This is a genomic window from Xenorhabdus sp. SGI246, from assembly GCF_040838225.1.
Lineage (GTDB): Bacteria > Pseudomonadota > Gammaproteobacteria > Enterobacterales > Enterobacteriaceae > Xenorhabdus > Xenorhabdus indica.
On sequence record NZ_JBFPEZ010000031.1, the window covers coordinates 61,806 to 81,922 of the forward strand.

General features: G+C 40.1%; 11 protein-coding genes. 7 read left to right on the forward strand and 4 right to left on the reverse strand.

What is annotated here, in order from left to right:
- Positions 1-593: 593 nt before the first annotated feature.
- Together ABLA85_RS08115 and ydgH are read right to left on the reverse strand one after the other, a co-directional pair.
- Positions 594-1,985, reverse strand: a complete 1,392-nt coding sequence (locus tag ABLA85_RS08115; protein ID WP_367962965.1) for an amino acid permease — start codon at positions 1,983-1,985, stop codon at positions 594-596.
- A 477-nt stretch (positions 1,986-2,462) separates the two neighbouring features.
- A complete protein-coding gene (gene ydgH, locus ABLA85_RS08120; protein ID WP_367962967.1) occupies positions 2,463-3,416 on the reverse strand; it encodes a DUF1471 family protein YdgH in 954 nt (317 codons plus the stop codon).
- A gap of 196 nt (positions 3,417-3,612) precedes the next feature.
- On the opposite strand from ydgH, the gene ABLA85_RS08125 reads away from it, so the two are divergent.
- Complete coding sequence (locus ABLA85_RS08125) at positions 3,613-3,801, forward strand: hypothetical protein (RefSeq protein WP_367962969.1); 189 nt, start codon at positions 3,613-3,615, stop codon at positions 3,799-3,801.
- Between the two features lie 145 nt (positions 3,802-3,946).
- Here ABLA85_RS08125 and ABLA85_RS08130 read toward each other — a convergent pair whose 3' ends face one another.
- Positions 3,947-4,126, reverse strand: a complete 180-nt coding sequence (locus ABLA85_RS08130; RefSeq protein WP_367962971.1) for a hypothetical protein — start codon at positions 4,124-4,126, stop codon at positions 3,947-3,949.
- Positions 4,113-4,787 carry a tail fiber protein gene (locus tag ABLA85_RS08135; protein WP_367962973.1) on the reverse strand — a complete coding sequence of 225 codons (675 nt, stop codon included), beginning with the start codon at positions 4,785-4,787 and terminating at the stop codon, positions 4,113-4,115. The genes ABLA85_RS08130 and ABLA85_RS08135 overlap by 14 nt, the downstream gene beginning before the upstream one ends.
- Before the next feature lie 510 nt (positions 4,788-5,297).
- On the opposite strand from ABLA85_RS08135, the gene ABLA85_RS08140 reads away from it, so the two are divergent.
- The 6 genes from ABLA85_RS08140 to ABLA85_RS08165 form a co-directional block, all read left to right on the forward strand.
- Complete coding sequence (locus ABLA85_RS08140; RefSeq protein WP_367962975.1) at positions 5,298-5,804, forward strand: hypothetical protein; 507 nt, start codon at positions 5,298-5,300, stop codon at positions 5,802-5,804.
- A 429-nt stretch (positions 5,805-6,233) separates the two neighbouring features.
- Positions 6,234-7,763, forward strand: coding sequence for a Re/Si-specific NAD(P)(+) transhydrogenase subunit alpha (pntA, locus tag ABLA85_RS08145; protein WP_367962977.1), 1,530 nt, complete (start codon positions 6,234-6,236; stop codon positions 7,761-7,763).
- Between the two features lie 10 nt (positions 7,764-7,773).
- A complete protein-coding gene (pntB, locus tag ABLA85_RS08150; protein ID WP_367962979.1) occupies positions 7,774-9,162 on the forward strand; it encodes a Re/Si-specific NAD(P)(+) transhydrogenase subunit beta in 1,389 nt (462 codons plus the stop codon).
- Between the two features lie 553 nt (positions 9,163-9,715).
- Positions 9,716-13,237, forward strand: coding sequence for an amino acid adenylation domain-containing protein (locus ABLA85_RS08155; protein WP_367962981.1), 3,522 nt, complete (start codon positions 9,716-9,718; stop codon positions 13,235-13,237).
- Entirely contained in the window at positions 13,234-17,952 is a 4,719-nt protein-coding gene (locus tag ABLA85_RS08160) for an amino acid adenylation domain-containing protein (RefSeq protein ID WP_367962982.1), read from the forward strand. Before ABLA85_RS08155 ends, ABLA85_RS08160 begins: the two co-directional genes overlap by 4 nt.
- Positions 17,949-20,117 (forward strand): condensation domain-containing protein (locus ABLA85_RS08165; protein ID WP_367962984.1); only part of this gene is annotated, 2,169 nt, incomplete at its 3' end. The genes ABLA85_RS08160 and ABLA85_RS08165, both read left to right, overlap by 4 nt.

A 20,117-nucleotide genomic window follows, 5' to 3' on the forward strand; every position in this document is an offset into this window, starting at 1 on the left:
ACTCTGATAACGTTCCATTAATAGCATTGTAATTCATAAAATAGAGTGTTTTTTTAATCGTAAATGAGTTTTTATTCTGTTTTATAAGATTAATTATTAATTGGAGAAAACTGGAGGAAATAAATTTGTGATTTTATATTTTTACTATATATTTCACTAAATATTATTTATTTGTGATGAATATTCCACTCACGTGGTTAATGCTAGATATTTAATATTAGTTAGATGATAAAACCGATTTTTTCAAGATCAAAAGTTAATGTAATTAACATAAATTAACTCATAGTCAATAATAACTGACATAGCATAATTTGTGTAATGGAGACTTAAAAAAATCCTGTAACAATAAAACAGAATAAATATTTATGTATAGAATATTTTTTGATCTTAAAATCCCATATTAGTTACAACATACTTATTCAATAAAACATAAAAATACCTACCAACCAAGTAAAAAAGCTTAGCAAGATATCATTTCAAAAAACGAAGAAAGCAGGGGAAAAGAGCAGGAGAGAAGCAAACTTCTCTCCATATGATCTTAGCAGATAGGTGATTTAGACTAATAAATAGTTAATGAATGCAAAGAATAGGATTTAATGAATCAGTAACCATGTAGAGGGAATCGTTGTCAGTAATAAAATAACAATCGCAGATTTTTCTAACATATTTAGGCCATTACATTCCTGATTTTGCTTCCGTGCATATAGGAAAACCAATAATCCAGGGGCATACAATATAACAGAAAGTAGCAGATGCATTAAACCTGAAGCATAAAGTAACCATAAACCGTAGGTACAAGCACCGATAGCGATGAACAATAAAACGCGATTACTACGCTCAAATGCTACTTTTACTAAAAATGCACCAACCAAAAAGTAAGGAACAAGTATCATTTCTGATGCAATAGAAAGCAATGTGTTGTAATTACTGCCAATTAACCAAATCAAGACCAATGCAAGCTGAATGGCTCCATTTGTGATCCACAACGAGGAAGCAGGTGCTTTTTTATCATTCTGTTTGCTGAATTCCTTTGGAAATGAGCCATGCAGAGAAGCAATAAAAGGGACTTCTGCCGCCATTATTGTCCAGCTCAGATAAGCACCACAGACGGAAACGATTAAACCAGCAACAATAATAACTTCACCCGCTGAGCCAATTAACCCTACCATCAAATGTGCCATAGAAGGGTTACGTATTACAGCTAATTCAGGTCTGGTAGCTAATCCCAATGAGAGTAGGGTAACAAGCACATAAACACCTAATGCTGAGACAACAGCCAGTATAGTCGCAATACCAATATCTTTACGTTTTTTGGCTCTGCCAGAAACGACGACTGCACCTTCAACACCAATGAACACCCATAAGGTTATCAGCATGGTATCTTTGACTTGTTGCCAAACGGGGACACCCATCTCAACGCCGGTGAAATCGAATGTAAATACGTCTATCTTGAAAGCGATGACAGCCAGAACGATAAACATTCCTAGAGGTAACAGCTTTGCCATTGTAGCTAATTGATTGACACCTGCTGCCGTTTGTACTCCTCTGAGCACAAGCCAGTGAACGAACCAAAGTAAAATTGATTCACCAATCAACGCTTGCCAGGTATTTCCATCACCGAAAATCACGGAATGTTCAGTATCAGTAAAAAAACTTAACGCCGCAAAGACGATCACCAAATAAGAAACATTGGCAATAATAGCGCAGAACCAATATCCCCATGCAGAACAAAAGCCAACTAATTCACCAAACCCTTCTTTAGCATAAGTAAAGATACCACCGTCCAAATCAGGGCGGAGACGAGAGAGCAAGAGTAAAGACGTAGCTAAAAAGAGAATACCTATGCCTGTGATCCCCCAACCAAGCATTAATGCCGCTGGGCTACCTGCGTATGCCATATTTTGTGGCAAGCTGAATACACCCGCTCCAACCATAGAACTAAGTACGAGTGCTGTTAGAGACGTAAGGCCTAATTTCTTTTCCAAAGATACGTTCCTAAAAGTAAGATAAAATCAACACGATTAGCCAGAATACTTATCCTGAATATCGAACACATATTGGACATTTATTGCATCCATGCTACGGAATGCAGAAATATTCAGTAGTTAAAACTAAAAAACAGGGCGATTCTACGGAGTGAAGGGGGTGTATGCAATGGGTGACTATGCAAAAAAACATAAAAATTATGCATAAAAATATATTTTCCTCTAAATAAATTACAAATGACTTTTCTGTTCTTCTTATGCTCTTAAGAAACAAGTAGGTGTTCAAAATATAAACAGTTTTAATGAGGGAAATTTGAATTTACCTCGGTGAATCAAATAATAAACAGTTATGAAAATTGTGTAAATGAAGGTTAAATAATGAATTTTATGGATATGACAAAAGCGATCTATAGAAGAAAAAGAAGCACACCTAATAATGTGTGCTTCTTTTATAAATTGATTTGAGAAAAAAATTGATTATTTAAATAAATCTGCGCTAATGGTAACGTTGCCACCATTAGACTGCCATTCTCTCGTGATATGATAGTATTTCGCCCCTTTTTCTGCTGCACGTTTAGCGACCTGATAAGATACTTCAGGTGCAGTTGTGTAATAGCCAGAGAAAGTGATGGAATCAAAAGGCACCATCTGAGCCGCAGATGCTTTATTCAATTCTTCAATTTTTGTTCCATTAGGCAAGGTTACAGTGTAACGTCCGCCTTTTGATGACTGGGTCTCAAAAAAGCGACCAATAACATTACTGGTTGATGTTGACGAGGCAACACCCGGAATTTCAACTTTCTCAGCAGCTTCCCCACCTTGTGCCAAAGACTGACGGCCCGCATCGGAATCGGCTGGGATGACTGCCTTATCAGATTGTACTTGGCGTTTCGGTGCATCTTCTTTGTAAATGTAAGCTGTAACTACCTGGTTACCACCATTATTTGGGGTAATATCACGAACAATAAAGAAAGAAGCGGCATTTTTCTTTTTAGCTGCTTTGGCAAGAGCTTCTTTTAGATCAGGGTCAGTTGGAAAATAACCATTTACTGTTATCGTATCGAAAGGTTCCAGAGTGACAGCTTCGGTTTTTGGTAATTCTTTGATCCCACGATAGATGTTATAACGAGTGGTTCTGTCTACTTTTTTTGCATCTTTATGATACAAATCAGCAACAACACGTAAATTACCACTTCCATTGAAATCGTCTAGACTCTGAATATAGAAACTATCAGCACCTTTTTTATCAGCCTGACGGGAAACCGCATCGGCTGCTTCATAAATTGCATTAAAACGTCCGGTGACAGCGATTCGTTTAAATGGCTTAAGTTCAGCAGCTTGCTCTGGTGTTAATTCTTTTGCTGCATGTGCTGCGGTAATTGTTGTTAATGAGAACATCACAGTTGCGATGATCGTGGTCTTCAGCTTCATAAAAAATCCTTTCGCCTTGCGCATTAAAATATTTATAACGTGCTGAACATTGTTCTGTATCACATGGGGCGTAATTATTACATATATTAATGCTATATATTCTTACGTTTATATATTAATTCATGGAATTTCACTTATCTATATGATAATAAATTATTATCTTTCCATTGTCACCTCTGTAATTGAGGGAAATAATATGGCAATCACAGACTCATGGTCCCGCTCTACCAATAATAAACTCCAAGAAAGAGTGATCACTAAATCCGATAGAGGCGGCTTGTCTGTTCGTATGACACCTAAAGGAAAATTATATTTTAATTTGGGTATCATTGGAATGGAAAAGGAGATCGGATTGATATTGGTACATATCCAACAACCAGCTTAAAAGATACTCATGATCTAGTAATATTAGACCCATTATTTCAGCGACTAATGAATTAATAGAGCAGGCAAACAATTAAACTGATCGAATATTTACAGGACAGGTTCGCTGAATCAGAGTAACTATCAGGGCATATCACCCCTGATTATTATTCTGTTGGTGCATCAATCAAAATGGGTTCACCTGCCTCATTAACCGATAGCATTTTCCCCAGTGGTATTTTCCGTTCGCGGAAAAACCAACAATCATCCGGTAATTCAATTGCTTCTGTCGTATCGTGAATGGATGGCAGAACCTCAGTCATCGTGTATGAGTTAAATAGGCGCACAATATAATCTCCAGGTAAAACTGTTAGTTGACGCATTACCATTAAAATACTGGCAACGGGCCTGAAAACCCAAACGGGTTACTGTTTCGTCAATAACCATTGATACATGCCCCACATTTTTTGATTCAGGGTCTCTCGCGATATGCTCAGCTATGCTGATATCATGCGAGGTGCGGGGTAGTTCTATGGGAAAACGTACGGTCGCCAGCCCCGCTATCGATATCCCCCGACCAAACAGCTCAATTGCACCATCTGACCATATCACCCACGAACCCGACGCGTTTTGCCCGCGTTCAACCACGAATATCGCTCGTTCCACCCGTTTCACCGTATCCGATAAGCCGAGGTTTTTCACAAACTCCGCTTTATCAGGAATATCAGCCCCGTTCAGGTCTTTAGACAAACGAATATTGGCATTGTTATTTGCGTTGTTTGCTAAATCATATGCTGCTTTCACTGCTTTTGGTGTTGCTGCCATAGTTTCGCTATCACTACTGACATCATTGCTCAGAATAACAAACCCTTTATCTTGCAGCGTTGCATCTGGATGATTGCGACTTAGGGCATGCTCTTCAATTGTTTCTTTGACATATTCCGGAGTTGGAACGATAACAAGCCCCTTATCTTTTAAGACTTGTGTTTCAAGCTCTTTATCTTGCATATCTATTCCCTCATTTCATCAACAATACATATTGCTAAATAACATGAAGGCGGTAGGAGACTTCTCCGCCTGTGAACATCAATAAACTAGTTCAGGGTGTTTCTTTAATTAGGGTGGCACAGAATGGCTGATAGGGCATCAATAAAATCTACTCCCATTGGTGATAAAACTTGGCAAAGACGCTTCCTCTTCGTCTTTTAACTTCTTGATTTCCTTAATGTCTGGTTCTGTGACAGAATTAAGTGAAATCAATGAATTAGATAAATGTAAGAAATCTCACCTTTTGATGCATTGATAGATATGTAATATTTACAAAACGATACAGTAGGATATCAAACTACCTCATTTACCTGTGGATTTTTGAATTACGTTTATCAGAGCAGTTTACTTATACTAAAACAGATAGGTGAATAACTTATATGAGATAGCAGTTATCATTTCAGTACTCCATTAATGATGAAGTAATAAGAATTCTTATTTTGAACGATTTCATCAAAAAAAGGGGGAAGTATGAAAATATTATCTAACGCCATTTTCGTCATGTTAACTTGTTTACTGGTATCCTTTGCTTTCGCGGTTGAAGAAAACACCAATCCAGAGAAACAACAGATTCTTTCTGCTGACTATGATATGGAATTTAAAAATCTTTCTTCTTCTGTAAATGAGCTCGTGATAGTTAAACGAAGCACCGACTGTATGTATGATAGTGGTGCAGATCAGGTAAGGATTCAGCCCGGTAACCAGCAAGGTATTCATTTGCAAGACAATGATAATTTATTTAGTGCTTGCACACTTAGGCCTAAATGGGTTGAGTGGTCAGTGTCTAGTGGCTCTACGAGTTGTGCTTTGAGATTTGAGCGCGGGTACGATATAAGTGATTTAGGCTGGTATACGGTAATCAAAGGGTGTCAGAATATAGTCAAGAGCGCTACTTGTGGAAATACCGACTGTAATCAGAGTAAAGTTTACGGAAGTTCATCGTATATGGATATAAGTGTAGAATTCCTTGTTTGGTGAGTTGGGCTTTAAAACCCCATTTATGCAAAAGGGCAGATTTCTGCCCTATAGTGAATATCCTTCCTTTTTAACCTCACCTTTATTGACATGAGTATTACATTAATAATGCCAATTGTCGCAAGAATTTATTCTATTTAAATAACTGCTTATCTGTTTTTGGCACATGACGCCAAGAATTTTAATGAAAATAGTCATTTATATAAAAACAATCATCGATTACATTGAAGGTTATTTTATTTTCATAAATATTGTCTTTCAGAATCCTTATGTTACCTTAATGGTATTATTTCACTTGTTATCATTTGATATTTTTGTTGATATTTCTCATTGATAGATTTTACTGATAGTAGTAATAAAAACAATCTAATCGTTAAATTGGCTCCAACAGGTAATAATCAGCAATATTTTATCCTTAGAGAAGGAAACATTATGCATATTGGTGTACCAAAAGAGCAATTCCCCAATGAAGCTCGCGTTGCTGCCACACCATCAACAGTGGAGCAACTACGGAAGTTAGGATTTAATGTAACAGTTGAAACAAGAGCAGGATCTCTTGCCAGTTTTGATGATGTTGCTTATCAAAAAGCCGGGGCTGATATCGCAGAGCATCATGAAGTTTGGCAATCAGATATTATTTTTAAAATAAATGCTCCAGAAGATAAAGAAATTAGATTAATGAAGGAAGGCGCAACATTAATCAGTTTTATCTGGCCAGCGCAACATCCTGAATTAATGGAAAAACTTGCAGAACGCAAAATAACTGTTCTGGCAATGGATGCCGTCCCACGGATCTCCCGCGCCCAATCATTAGATGCCCTGAGTTCAATGGCTAATATTGCTGGTTATCGGGCCATTGTTGAAGCCGCTCATGAATTTGGTCGTTTCTTTACTGGTCAGATTACTGCTGCCGGTAAAGTACCACCCGCTAAAGTTATGATTATTGGTGCTGGTGTTGCTGGCCTTGCTGCTATCGGAGCGGCAGGTAGTCTCGGTGCGATTGTCCGTGCTTTTGATACTCGTCCGGAAGTTAAAGAACAGGTTCAAAGTATGGGCGCTGAATTTTTGGAATTAAATTTCAAAGAGGAAGCGGGAAGTGGGGATGGTTATGCAAAAGTGATGTCAGAAGCCTTTATCAAGGCTGAAATGGAACTGTTTGCCGCTCAGGCAAAAGAAGTTGACATTATTGTTACAACCGCATTGATTCCGGGTAAACCTGCACCAAAACTGATTACCAGAGAAATGGTAGAGTCGATGAAACGGGGGAGTGTAATTGTCGATCTGGCTGCACAAAATGGAGGAAACTGTGAACTTACAGAAACCGATAAACTTGTTGTGACAGATAATGGCGTCAAGATCATTGGTTATACTGATTTACCTAGCCGTTTACCTACTCAATCATCACAGTTATACAGCACCAACTTAGTTAATCTGATGAAATTACTGTGCAAAGAGAAAAATGGCAAAATTGCCATTGATTTCGATGATATTGTTATTCGTGGTGTCACTGTTATTAAAGAAGGAGAGCTTACCTGGCCTGCGCCACCAATTCAGGTCTCAGCGCAACCTTCCAAACCTGATGTTACCAAGAAAGCAATTAAACCGACGGAAGCGCCTAAATCTCCGTGGTTGAAATACGGGTTACTGGCATTGGCCATGATCCTTTTTGGTTGGTTAGCAAACGTTGCTCCGAAAGAGTTTCTGTCCCATTTTACTGTATTCGCTCTGTCTTGCGTGGTTGGGTATTACGTTGTCTGGAATGTCAGCCATTCATTACATACTCCATTAATGTCTGTCACTAATGCCATTTCCGGGATTATTGTGGTTGGAGCGGTATTACAAATAGGCGAAGGTGGATGGGTAAGTTTCTTCTCTTTCATTGCAGTGTTGATTGCCAGTATCAATATTTTTGGCGGGTTCACTGTGACACAACGTATGCTAAAAATGTTTCGTAAAGGATAAGGGGTAACTTATGTCGAATGGAGTAGTCACTGCGGCATATATTGTTGCCGCTATCTTATTCATTTTCAGTCTTGCAGGGCTTTCTCGCCATGAAAGTTCCAAGCGAGGCAATCTCTTTGGCATAACCGGGATGGCAATTGCCCTGATTGCAACCATCTTAGGGCCGGATACAGGTAACGTTGGCTGGATTATTCTGGCAATGATTATTGGGGCAGTTATTGGAACTCGTCTTGCTAAAAAAGTAGAGATGACTGAAATGCCGGAATTAGTCGCCATTTTACATAGTTTTGTTGGTTTGGCTGCTGTTCTGGTTGGGTTCAATAGCTTTATGGCCCACGATATTTTTGCTGATGCCATTATGGAACATATTCATTTGACAGAAGTTTTCCTTGGGATCTTCATCGGGGCTGTAACCTTCACAGGTTCGGTTGTTGCATTTGGTAAATTACGCGGAAAAATTTCATCCAAGCCATTGATGTTACCACATCGCCATAAACTTAATCTGGCGGCTTTGGTTGTCTCTTTTGTGTTGATGATTAGCTTTATCAAAACAGAAAGCATCGGCTTACAGGTTTTCACCATGCTCATCATGACGGTAATCGCATTAGCTTTTGGTTGGCATTTGGTGGCATCCATCGGCGGGGCAGACATGCCGGTTGTTATTTCCATGCTGAACTCATATTCAGGTTGGGCGGCCGCTGCGGCAGGTTTCATGTTGAGTAATGACTTACTGATTGTAACTGGTGCTTTAGTCGGTTCTTCTGGTGCGATCCTCTCTTATATCATGTGCAAAGCGATGAACCGTTCCTTTATTAGTGTTATTGCCGGTGGTTTCGGTAGTGATGGTGTTTCAACGGACGATGATCAGGAAATGGGAGAATATCGTGAAGCAACCGCAGAAGATGTTACTGAACTATTGAAGAATTCTACTTCAGTTATTATTACTCCAGGTTATGGAATGGCTGTTGCTCAGGCACAATATCCGGTACATGACATTACAGCAAAATTGCGTGAAAGAGGAATTAACGTGCGTTTTGGTATCCATCCAGTGGCAGGGCGTTTGCCTGGTCATATGAACGTATTATTGGCTGAAGCTAAAGTGCCTTACGATATTGTGTTAGAAATGGAAGAAATTAATGATGACTTTTCTGAAACAGATACAGTTTTGGTTATTGGTGCCAATGATACAGTGAACCCTGCGGCACAGGAAGATCCAAACAGCCCGATTGCTGGAATGCCTGTATTGGAAGTTTGGAAAGCGCAAAATGTGATTGTTTTTAAACGATCTATGAATACCGGATATGCCGGTGTGCAAAACCCATTATTCTTTAAAGAGAATACACAAATGCTATTTGGTGATGCTAAAACAAGTGTTGAGGCAATTTTACGTGCATTGTGATTGAATATATTTAATCGAATTAAATTTGAGAGCTCCGTATAAAAATCGAAGCTCTTTTTTTATTTGTAAAATATTATTTTTATACTTGATTGTTTAATTAAATTAAAATTTATATAGATAGGAAACTTAAAGCTTAAAAATTAACTGTTATATTTTCCTCTGAATATTATTGGTTTTGATGTGAGTTTTATATTATGCAACCATTAAAAAAACTTTATGTTTTTTCATTGTTTTGATAACTAAATCAAACAATACCGTTAAGTATTTTCAATATTCATATGCTAACATGGCTATTAATTTTTTTATTTTACTATCTTAAATATCATGAAGAATTACTTAAATAATGTTAAAATTAAATTCTATTCTTACCTGTCTAATTCAATATTTCAAAAAATATCTATTGCACGATATATATTAATACATCGGATTTTAACTATATAAAAACATAACTTACCCATTTCAAAAAATGATAAAGAAAATTATGAACAAATCTTTTTTTCGAAAGATGACTGAAACGTGCCTGAAAATTATTTTTATGTAAAAGGTATTATATATGAAAAATGCAGCGCAAATTGTCAATGAAGCTTTAAATCAGGGAATTACTCTATTTGTTGCTGATAACCGTTTACAATACGAAACTAGCCGCGATAGTATTCCAGCAGAATTACTCAGTGAATGGAAACAACATAAACAAGAGTTGATCGACTTCCTGAGCCAAATCGATTCAAAAGAAGAGATTCAAACACATCAGTTACAGAATATTCAACGTGATGGCAATGCAGAACATTATCCACTCTCATTTGCTCAGCAACGTTTGTGGTTTATCGACCAACTGACCGAAGGGAGCCCCCAATATAATTGTCCCGGTTATTTGAGATTACGTGAATCACTCAATCTCAATGCGTTTAAAACCGCGGTAAAAGCATTGCTTGAACGTCATGAAGCATTACGCACTCATTTTAAAATGATTGATAATGAGCCACGACAGGTTATCGCTACTTCCTATGATTTACCTATTACAATACATAATCTGACGGCGTTGTCTGAAGCTGAACAGAAAAATGAAGTTAAACAACTGAGTAAAGAAGAAGATAACTTGGTTTTTAACCTCAGCACTGACTTGATGTTGCGTATTCGGTTGATAAAACTGGCTGAAAATGATCATGTCATTATCTATACCATTCACCATATTGCCTGCGATAGCTGGTCAATAGAAATCTTTATCAATGAACTTATCACTTTATATCGCGCTTATAAGCAAGGGGAAATAGCCCCATTACCGCCACTTAAAATTCAATATACCGATTATGCTCAATGGCAGCGAAATTGGCTGCAAGGTGATATTCTGAAAAAACAACTGGATTATTGGCAAAACCAGTTATCAGGTATTTCTCCATTTCACCGTTTTCCACTGGATAATCCACGACCGGAGAAACAGAGTTTCGAAGGAAAGCTTAATGAACAACGTATTTCAAAGGATTTGACCCAAGAAATCAGAGCATTATGTCACCAACATGAAGTCACTCTATTCATGTTTCTGGAGACAGCTTTTGCTGTATTACTAAGCCGCTACAGTAATGAAAAAGACATTCTGGTGGGAACCCCCCTTGCAGGGAGAATACACCATGATATTGAGCCTCTGATTGGTTTTTTTGTTAACTCTCTGGTGATCAGAACGGATTTATCCGGCCAGCTTACTTTTAGTGAGTTATTAAAGCAGAACAGTCGTACCATTCTGGATGCTTATGCACATCAAGATCTGCCATTTCAAATGCTGGTAGAAAAAATCAGTCCGGGACGAAACTTAAATTATAACCCTATATTCCAAATCGCTTTTACTTTGGAGAATACTCAGCAAGGTACAACGTTAGCGCGGGATAATAATATTGAGATTGAAGAACGTCTGCTTTTGAAAGTTCGATTTGATTTGGAAATTCATATTTATGAAGAAGAGGAGGGAGGATTATCTTTTTTATGGGTTTACGACAGCAGCCTATTCAAAAATATTACTATCGAAAGATTACTTGCCAATTATGAAACCTTGCTTGCTAATATTGTTAAAGTGATGAAGCCACGTATCGGCTCAGATCTGATACACAAAGAACCCTCTGTTCATGACATTCCGCTATTAGCAGAGGCTGAAATACATACTTTATTACATGAATGGAATGGGCTACAGGATCATAGCCGGCATGTCGGCTGTTTTCACGAACTGTTTGAGGAACAAACTGCCCGGTATCCTGAAAAGACAGCCGTTGTTTTTGGCAGTAATTCATTGAGTTATCAAGAACTAAATGAACAGGCCAACCAACTTGCCCACTATTTGATAGCACAAAATATCAAACCAGAAACATTGGTTGCGCTCTGTATTCCTCGTTCATTGCGCGCTGTTGTAGCACTATTGGGGATTATTAAAGCAGGTGGTGCCTATCTGCCGTTAGATCCTGGCTATCCGACATCCCGTCTTCAATATATGCTGGAACACAGCGAAGCTGAGTTTATTCTGACTGAAACAAATCTGATAGAAAAACTCCCAATCAGCCAGCAGAAAGTCGTCTGTTTAGATACTGAGGCAATACAGTCACAATTGCAGCACATGCCTACGGGCAATATCGCTGAACGTCCATTTCAACTAACTGAAAACAGTCTGGCTTACGTCATTTATACCTCAGGTTCTACGGGCAAACCGAAAGGGGTGATGCTGGAACATAAAGGGTGGGTCAATCTGGCACTTTCACAGGCAGGATTATTTGGTGTTGATTCGTATAGCCGGGGATTGCAGTTTGCTTCCTGGAGCTTTGATGCCATGATCTTAGAAATATCTATGATACTGGCGTATGGCGCAACACTTTATTTAATTTCAGAAACCCAACAGCATAGCCCTGAATGTTTGGATGAGTTAGTGGAAAAACATCAGATTACCCATGCTGTATTACCACCTGCTTTGCTACCTTACCTGAATTTTAACAAATGGCGTTCCGTTTCAACCTTGCTTGTAGTGGGAGAAGCTGTACCACCACAGATCGCTGTTCGTTGGTTACAGGATAGAAAACTGTTCAACGCATATGGCCCGACAGAATGTACTGCCATTGTGACTTCGGGCTTAATAACTGATGACAAAATTACGATTGGGAAACCATTGCCTAATACCGTTATCCGTATTCTTGATCCATCAGGCAATCTAGTTCCTATTGGTGTTGCGGGGGAATTATGTATTGGTGGCATCCAACTGGCACGTGGGTACTTGAATGCTCCTGAAACGAACACAACGAAATTTACTACTGATTTGACAGACAAATCCCAACGTTTATATCGCACGGGAGATTTAGCTCGTTGGTTGCCTGATGGAAATGTGGAATTTATTGGTCGGATTGACTCTCAAATCAAGATAAGAGGATTTAGGATTGAATTAGGAGAAATCGAAGCTGCATTGGTGGGACATGATGCCTTAAGCAGCGCTGCGGTTATTACTTATGGGAACGATAAAGACAAAAGATTGATTGCTTATGTTTGCCCAACCGCAGATTGGTTGGGCGAAAGAGTCCTGCAAGTTAATACCGAAAACCTTAGTACCGAAAACATCTCCCAATACTCAGAGATTAAAGCTGAACTTTCAGAACAACTCGAATCAGCACTGAAAAAACAACTGCCGGAATATATGGTTCCAAGCCTTTATATTCCACTGGAGCGAATGCCACTCACGTTAAATAACAAAGTGGACAAAAAAGCATTACCTATCCCAGATGAAAATGAATTCCGTCAACAAGATTATGTTGCGCCAAGAAATGAAATGGAGAAAAAAATCAGTCAATTATGGCAAGAAATACTAGGCGTCAGTCAGGTCGGTATTCATGACGACTTTTTCGTACTGGGTGGTCACTCTCTTCAGGCAACCCGCCTTATTAGTTCAATACGCAATGACTTAAAAGTAGAAGTGCCTTTGAGACGTGTTTTTGAACATCCGACACTTGAGCAGTTATCGCAAGTTGTCGCTATTCATCTTATCAAAGAAAAAAGAAAACATTTTCAGGCTGAGCAAGAAACAACACAAGAACTATTGGAAGGTGATATATGAAAGATGCAGCGCAGATCATCAGTGAGGCTTTAAATCAAGGGATTACTCTGTTTGTCATTGATAACAAACTGAAATATAAAACTAGCCGCGACAGTATTCCTCCGGAACTGTTTAATGAATGGAAACAACATAAACAAGAGTTAATTGATTTTCTGAACCAGCTTGAATCAGAAGAAGAAGTGAATACACATCGGCTACAGGATATTCCACGTTATAAACATGCAGACCATTATCCACTGTCATTTGCCCAACAGCGTTTATGGCTGATTGATCAACTAACCGAAGGTAGCCCTCAATATAACTGTACAGGTGATTTCAGGTTGAGAGAGCCGCTCAATTTCAACGCTTTTGAGGCTGCTATAGCAACATTGCTTGAACGCCATGAATCACTGCGTACTTATTTCAAAACGATTGATAATGAGCCCCGGCAGGTTATCGCTACTTCCTATGATTTACCTATTACAATACATGATTTGTCTTCATTGCCAGAATCTGAGAAGGAACAGCAGGTTAAACAACTTGGTGAACAAGAGTGGAAACAAGTCGTTAACCTCAGTACTGACCTGATGCTGCGTATTCGGTTGCTAAAATTAGCAGAGGATGATTATTTCATTCTCTATACGATCCATCATATCGCCTGTGATGGCTGGTCGCTGGCAATATTCATCAGTGAACTGCTCACATTATACCGAGCCTATTGCCAGGGCGAGGATAATCCTCTGCCACCATTAAAAGTTCAATATACCGATTATGCCCAATGGCAACGGGATTGGTTACAAGGTGATACTCTGGAAAAACAACTGGATTATTGGCAGAACCAGTTATCAGGTATTTCACCGCTTCACCGTTTTCCACTCGATAATCCACGTCCAGAAAAACAGAATTTTGAAGGGGATGTCCATCCGCAGCGTATTCCGAAGACTCTGACCCAAGAAATACGTGCATTGTGTGCCAAACATAAAGTGACGTTATTTATGTTTCTGGAAACAGCTTTTGCTGTATTGTTGAGCCGCTACAGTAGCGAAAAAGATATTCTGGTTGGAATGCCGCTTGCAGGGCGAAGACACCGTGACACTGAGTCTTTGATTGGGTTTTTCGTCAATTCACTGGTTATCCGAACGGATTTATCCGGTCAGCCTACTTTTAGTCAACTTTTAAAACAAAACAGTCGTACCATTCTGGATGCTTATGCGCATCAAGACCTGCCTTTTGAGATGTTGGTGGAGAAAATCAGTCCAGAACGGAACTTAAATTATAATCCTATTTTCCAGATTATGTTTGCAGTACAGAATAATCAACGGGATACAACGCTGGAGCAGGATAATGTTGTTACATCTAAAGAACGTTCACTTCTGACTACCCGATTTGATTTGGAAGTCCATATATATGAAGAAGACGAAGGTGAGTTATCTATTGGGTGGATCTCGGATACCAGCCTGTTCAGAAGTGCTACCATTAACAGGTTAATCGCCAATTACGAAGTTTTGCTGACCAATATTGTTGATGTGATGAAACATCATGTTGGCACTAGCGAGCCATCCGTCCATGACATTCCACTATTAGCAGATGTTGAGCGGAACACTTTACTGCATGAATGGAGTGGGCCACAAGTTCCTTACCAGGTCGGGAAATGTTTCCATGAACTCTTCGAAGAACAGGTATTACAACATCCTGAAAAAAATGCCCTAATCTTTGGGGATGACTCCCTGAACTGTCAGTCATTGAGCTATCAATCATTGAATCAACAAGCTAACCAATTGGCGCACTATTTGCTTGAGCAGGGGATCAAACCAGATACGTTGATTGCACTTTGTATACCACGATCATTACAGGCTGTTGTGGCGTTGTTAGGTATTCTGAAAGCGGGTGGAGCTTATTTACCGTTAGATCCCAGTTATCCGAAAGCCCGTCTCCAATATATGTTGGACCACAGTGAAGTGGGGTTTATTCTGACTGAAACTCACCTTGTTGAAAAACTCCCAATCAGCCAGCAGAAAGCCATCTGTTTGGATACTGAGGTAATACAGTCACAGTTGCAATACATGCCCACAAGTAATATTACTGAGCGTCCATTCCCGCTAACGGAAAATCATCTGGCTTATGTGATTTATACTTCCGGCTCTACTGGCAAACCGAAAGGGGTGATGCTGGAACATAAAGGGTGGGTGAATCTGGCATTTTCGCAAGCAGGATTATTTGGTGTTGATTCATATAGCCGGGGATTGCAGTTTGCCTCCTGGAGTTTTGACGCCATGATCTTAGAGATGTCCATGACATTAGCCTATGGCGCAACACTGTATTTAATTTCAGAAACGCAACAACGTTCCCCTGAATTGTTGGATGAAATCGTTGAAAAACATCAGATAACCCATGCTGTACTTCCTCCCGCACTGCTTCCTCATCTGAATTTTGACAAATGGCACTCTGTCTCAACGTTGCTGTTAGCGGGTGAAACCGTACCACCACAGATCGCTGTTCGTTGGTCACAGAAGAGAAAACTGTTTAACGTATATGGCCCGACAGAATGTACATCCATTGTTACCACGGCTTTATTAACTGACGAAAAGATCACAATTGGAAAACCTTTGCCTAACGTTGTGGCGCGTATTCTTGATCCAGAAGGTAACTTGGCTCCGATGGGCGTTGTCGGGGAACTGTATATCGGCGGTGTTCAGTTAGCACGCGGTTACCGAAACTCACCGGAAATCACGGCAAGGCAATTTATTCATGATCCATTCAGTTCACACGCAACAGATGGTCGGGAAAACAAGCTTTATCGAACTGGCGATTTAGTACGCTGGACACCTGATGGTCAGTTGGAATTTATCGGCCGCGTTGACTCTCAGGTTAAGATCCGTAGTCACCGCATAGAATTGAGTGAAATCGAAACAGTTTTGTCCGGGCACGAGGCTTTAAGTAGTGCTGTTGTTATCGCTTATGGTCAAGATGAAGATAAAAAGCTCATCGCGTATGTCTGCCCAAGTACGGGATGGTTAGGTGAAAAAGCCACGGAATTTAACACGGGAAGCGTTGAGAACTGGACAGAAATTTTTGATGAGCAGTACCGTCAACCTATAACGAATAATACCCGGCAAGAAAGTATCAGTGATTCAGTCGAATCTGACAGTGATTTCAGTGGCTGGACAAACAGTTACACTAAACAGCCGATTGCTCTTGAACAGATGGAAGAGTGGTTAGCGGGAATCATGCAACGGATTAATGCCCTGCATCCTCACCGTTTACTGGAAATTGGTTGTGGTAGCGGATTATTGTTGTATCGCTATGCTGAACAGTGTGAGTCAGTAGTGGCGACTGATATTTCGGCTGAGGTTCTGGACCGACACCAACACATTCTGCAACAACGTGGCTGGTCACATGTGCAACTAAGAAGAGGAGATGCACTCAACTTAGGAACATTACATGTTGGCGAATTTGATACTGTCGTGATTAACTCTGTTGTCCAATATTTCCCCAATGTTCAGTATCTGGAGAAAGTGCTTGAACAACTAATGCCTGCTGTGACCGCAGGCGGAAAAATTCTGTTAGGTGATATTCGCAATTTAGATCTATTAACCGCTCATGCTACAGCAATAGAGCAAAGTCATCTTAACGGGCAGCGTATTCAGGTTGGAGTGCTGGCTAATCGTATTCAGCGGCGTTTACAACAAGAACCCGAATTTTTACTCAGCCCAACTTATTTTGCCCATTTACCGGCGCGTTACCCTGAAATCGGCCGGGTTGACATTCTGGTTAAACGTGGCATCGGTGATAATGAAATGCTGCGTTATCGTTATGATGTCATATTACATAAAAGAGATGAAAATACCGAAACTTGTCATGAAAAGCCGCTAAATTGGCACAATTTCGACTCTTTTGAAAGTTTGCGTAATTTGTTACAAAAGGGTACAGAGGATACATTTGGTGTTTCGGGCATTGCCAATGCCAAAGTTAAAGATGATCTTGCTTTAGCAGAAGGGTTACGTCACTGGTCAGCCAATCAGATGGTAACACCACCAGAAAATGCCGGCAGTTTCTCCCCACAGGTATTAAAACAGGTTCAGGAATTCGAATCCTTACTGCAATATGCTGAACAATGTGGTTATCAGTGTGGCGTGACATGGTCACAACAGCAACCTGATTTACTGGATGTGATTTTCAGCCGCGCAGCACTGCCCCCAGTACAGGCACGTACCAGCTACAATCAAAACCATTTGGCTAACTATCCGCAAATTTCGGCTATTAGCGGTGAACTTTCAGAATTACTCGAATCTGCACTGAAACAGCAACTACCAGAATATATGGTTCCTGGCCTTTATATTCCTCTGGAACGAATGCCACTCACGTTAAATAACAAAGTGGACAAAAAAGCATTACCTATCCCAAATGAAGATGATTTACGCCGACAAAACTATGTGGCACCAAGAGATGAAATAGAAATTAAGCTCAGCCAGTTATGGAAGAGGTTATTGAATGTCAGTCAAGTCGGGATCTATGACAATTTCTTTACACTGGGTGGTCACTCACTTCAGGCAACCCGCCTTATTAGTTCAATACGCAATGAGTTAAAAGTAGAAGTGCCTTTGAGAAGTGTTTTTGAACATCCGACACTTGAGCAATTATCGCAAGTTGTTGCTATTCATCTTATCAAAGAAAAAAGAAAACATTTCCAGGCTGAGCAAGAAACAGCACAAGAACTATTAAAAGGTGAGATATGAAAAATGCAGCGCAAATTGTCAATGAAGCTTTAGATCAGGGAATTACTCTGTACGTTACTGATAATCGTTTACAATACAAGACCAGCCGCGACAGTATTCCACCGGAATTGCTCAGTGAATGGAAACAGCATAAACAAGAGTTAATTAATTTTCTGAACCAGCTTGATTCAGAAGAACAAACTCAAACGTATCACTTTTTGCAAGATATTCCGCGTGATGGTAACGCGGAACATTACCCGCTTTCATTTGCTCAACAGCGTTTATGGTTTATTGATCAACTGGATGGAGGCAGCCCTCAGTATAACTGTATGGGGAATTTCAGGTTGTGGGAATCCATTAACATACAGGCGTTTGAGGCAGCCGTTAAGACATTGCTTGAACGCCATGAAGTGTTGCGTACCCATTTTAAAACTGTCGGTAACGAGCCGCGGCAATTTATTGTCACTGATTACGATTTACCGATTACACACCATGACTTATCTGCGTTGTCTGAAACCGAAAAAAACAATCAAGTAAAACAACTTAGTAAGGAAGAAGAGAGTTTGATTTTTGACCTTAGCACAGATCTGATGTTGCGCATTCGGTTAATAAAATTGGCAGAAAATGATTATCTCATTATTTATACGATCCATCATATCGCCTTTGATGGCTGGTCAGTAACAATATTTCTCCGTGAACTTTTTACATTATATAAAGCTTATTGTCAGGGTGAGGCAAATCCGTTACCGCCGCTGAAAATTCAATATGCTGATTATGCCCAATGGCAACAGAGCTGGTTACAAGGTGATGTACTGAAAAAGCAACTGACATACTGGCAGAATCAGTTAGCGGGTATTTCACCCGTCCATCGTGTGCCACTGGATAATCCACGTCTGGAGAAACAAAATATTGAGGGATGTTTTCATACACAACGCATTTCCTCGCGTCTGACCCAAGCAATCAGGGGATTGTGTGCTAAACATAACGTTACTTTATTTATGTTCTTGGAAACGGCGTTTGCTGTATTACTGAGCCGTTACAGTAATGAAAAAGATATTGTGATTGGAACGGGGCTGGCAGGGAGAAGACACCATGATATTGAGCCATTGATCGGTTTTTTCGTCAATTCACTGGTTATCCGAACGGATTTATCCGGTCAGCCTACTTTTAGTCAACTTTTAAAACAAAACAGTCGTACCATTCTGGATGCCTATGAGCATCAAGATTTGCCATTTGAGTTAGTGGTAGAAAAGCTCAGTCCGGAACGAAGTTTAAATCACAATCCTATATTCCAGATTATCTTTGCAGTACAGAACAACCAACGGGATACAACGCTGGAACAGGATAATATTGCTGATTTTGGCGATGATTTACTTAAAACGACTCGATTTGATTTGGAAGTCCATGTTTATGAAGAAGAACAGACAAGTGAATTATCTATAGTATGGGTCTCTAACACGAGTCTGTTCAACAGTAGCACCGTTGAGAGATTCATCGCTAATTACGAAACCTTGCTTTCTGGCATTGTTGAGGTGATGACAGATGATTCAATCAATAAAGAGCCCTCCGTTCATGAACTCCCATTATTGGCAGAAGCTGAAAAACAGACCTTACTGCATAAATTAAAGGGGCCACAGAATCATTATCCACCAGGGCGGTGCTTCCATGAACTGTTTGAAGAACAGGCGGCCCTGAATCCTGAAAAAACCGCGCTGGTTTTTGGGGAGGAAACTTTAAGTTATCAGGCCGTTAATGCTCAGGCCAATCAGTTGGCTCATTACCTGATTGAACAAGGTATCCGGCCAGATACTCTGGTGGCCATTTGCCTTCCCCGGTCGTTACAAACGGTGATTGCCCTGTTGGGCATTCTCAAAGCCGGCGGCGCTTATGTGCCGCTGGATGCCAGTTACCCGCAAGCCCGCCTGCAATATATGCTGGCGCACAGCGGGGCGGAATTTATCCTGACCGAAACAGCACTGGTGGATAAATTACCCCTCAGCCAGCAACGTGTTATCTGTCTGGATACCGACACGGTACAGTCGCATGTGCAAAACCTGCCCGCCGGTAATATTGTTCATCGCCCGGTGCCCCTGACAGAAAATCATCTGGCCTACGTCATTTACACGTCGGGGTCTACCGGCCGGCCAAAAGGGGCAATGCTGGCGCATAAGGGGTGGGTGAATCTG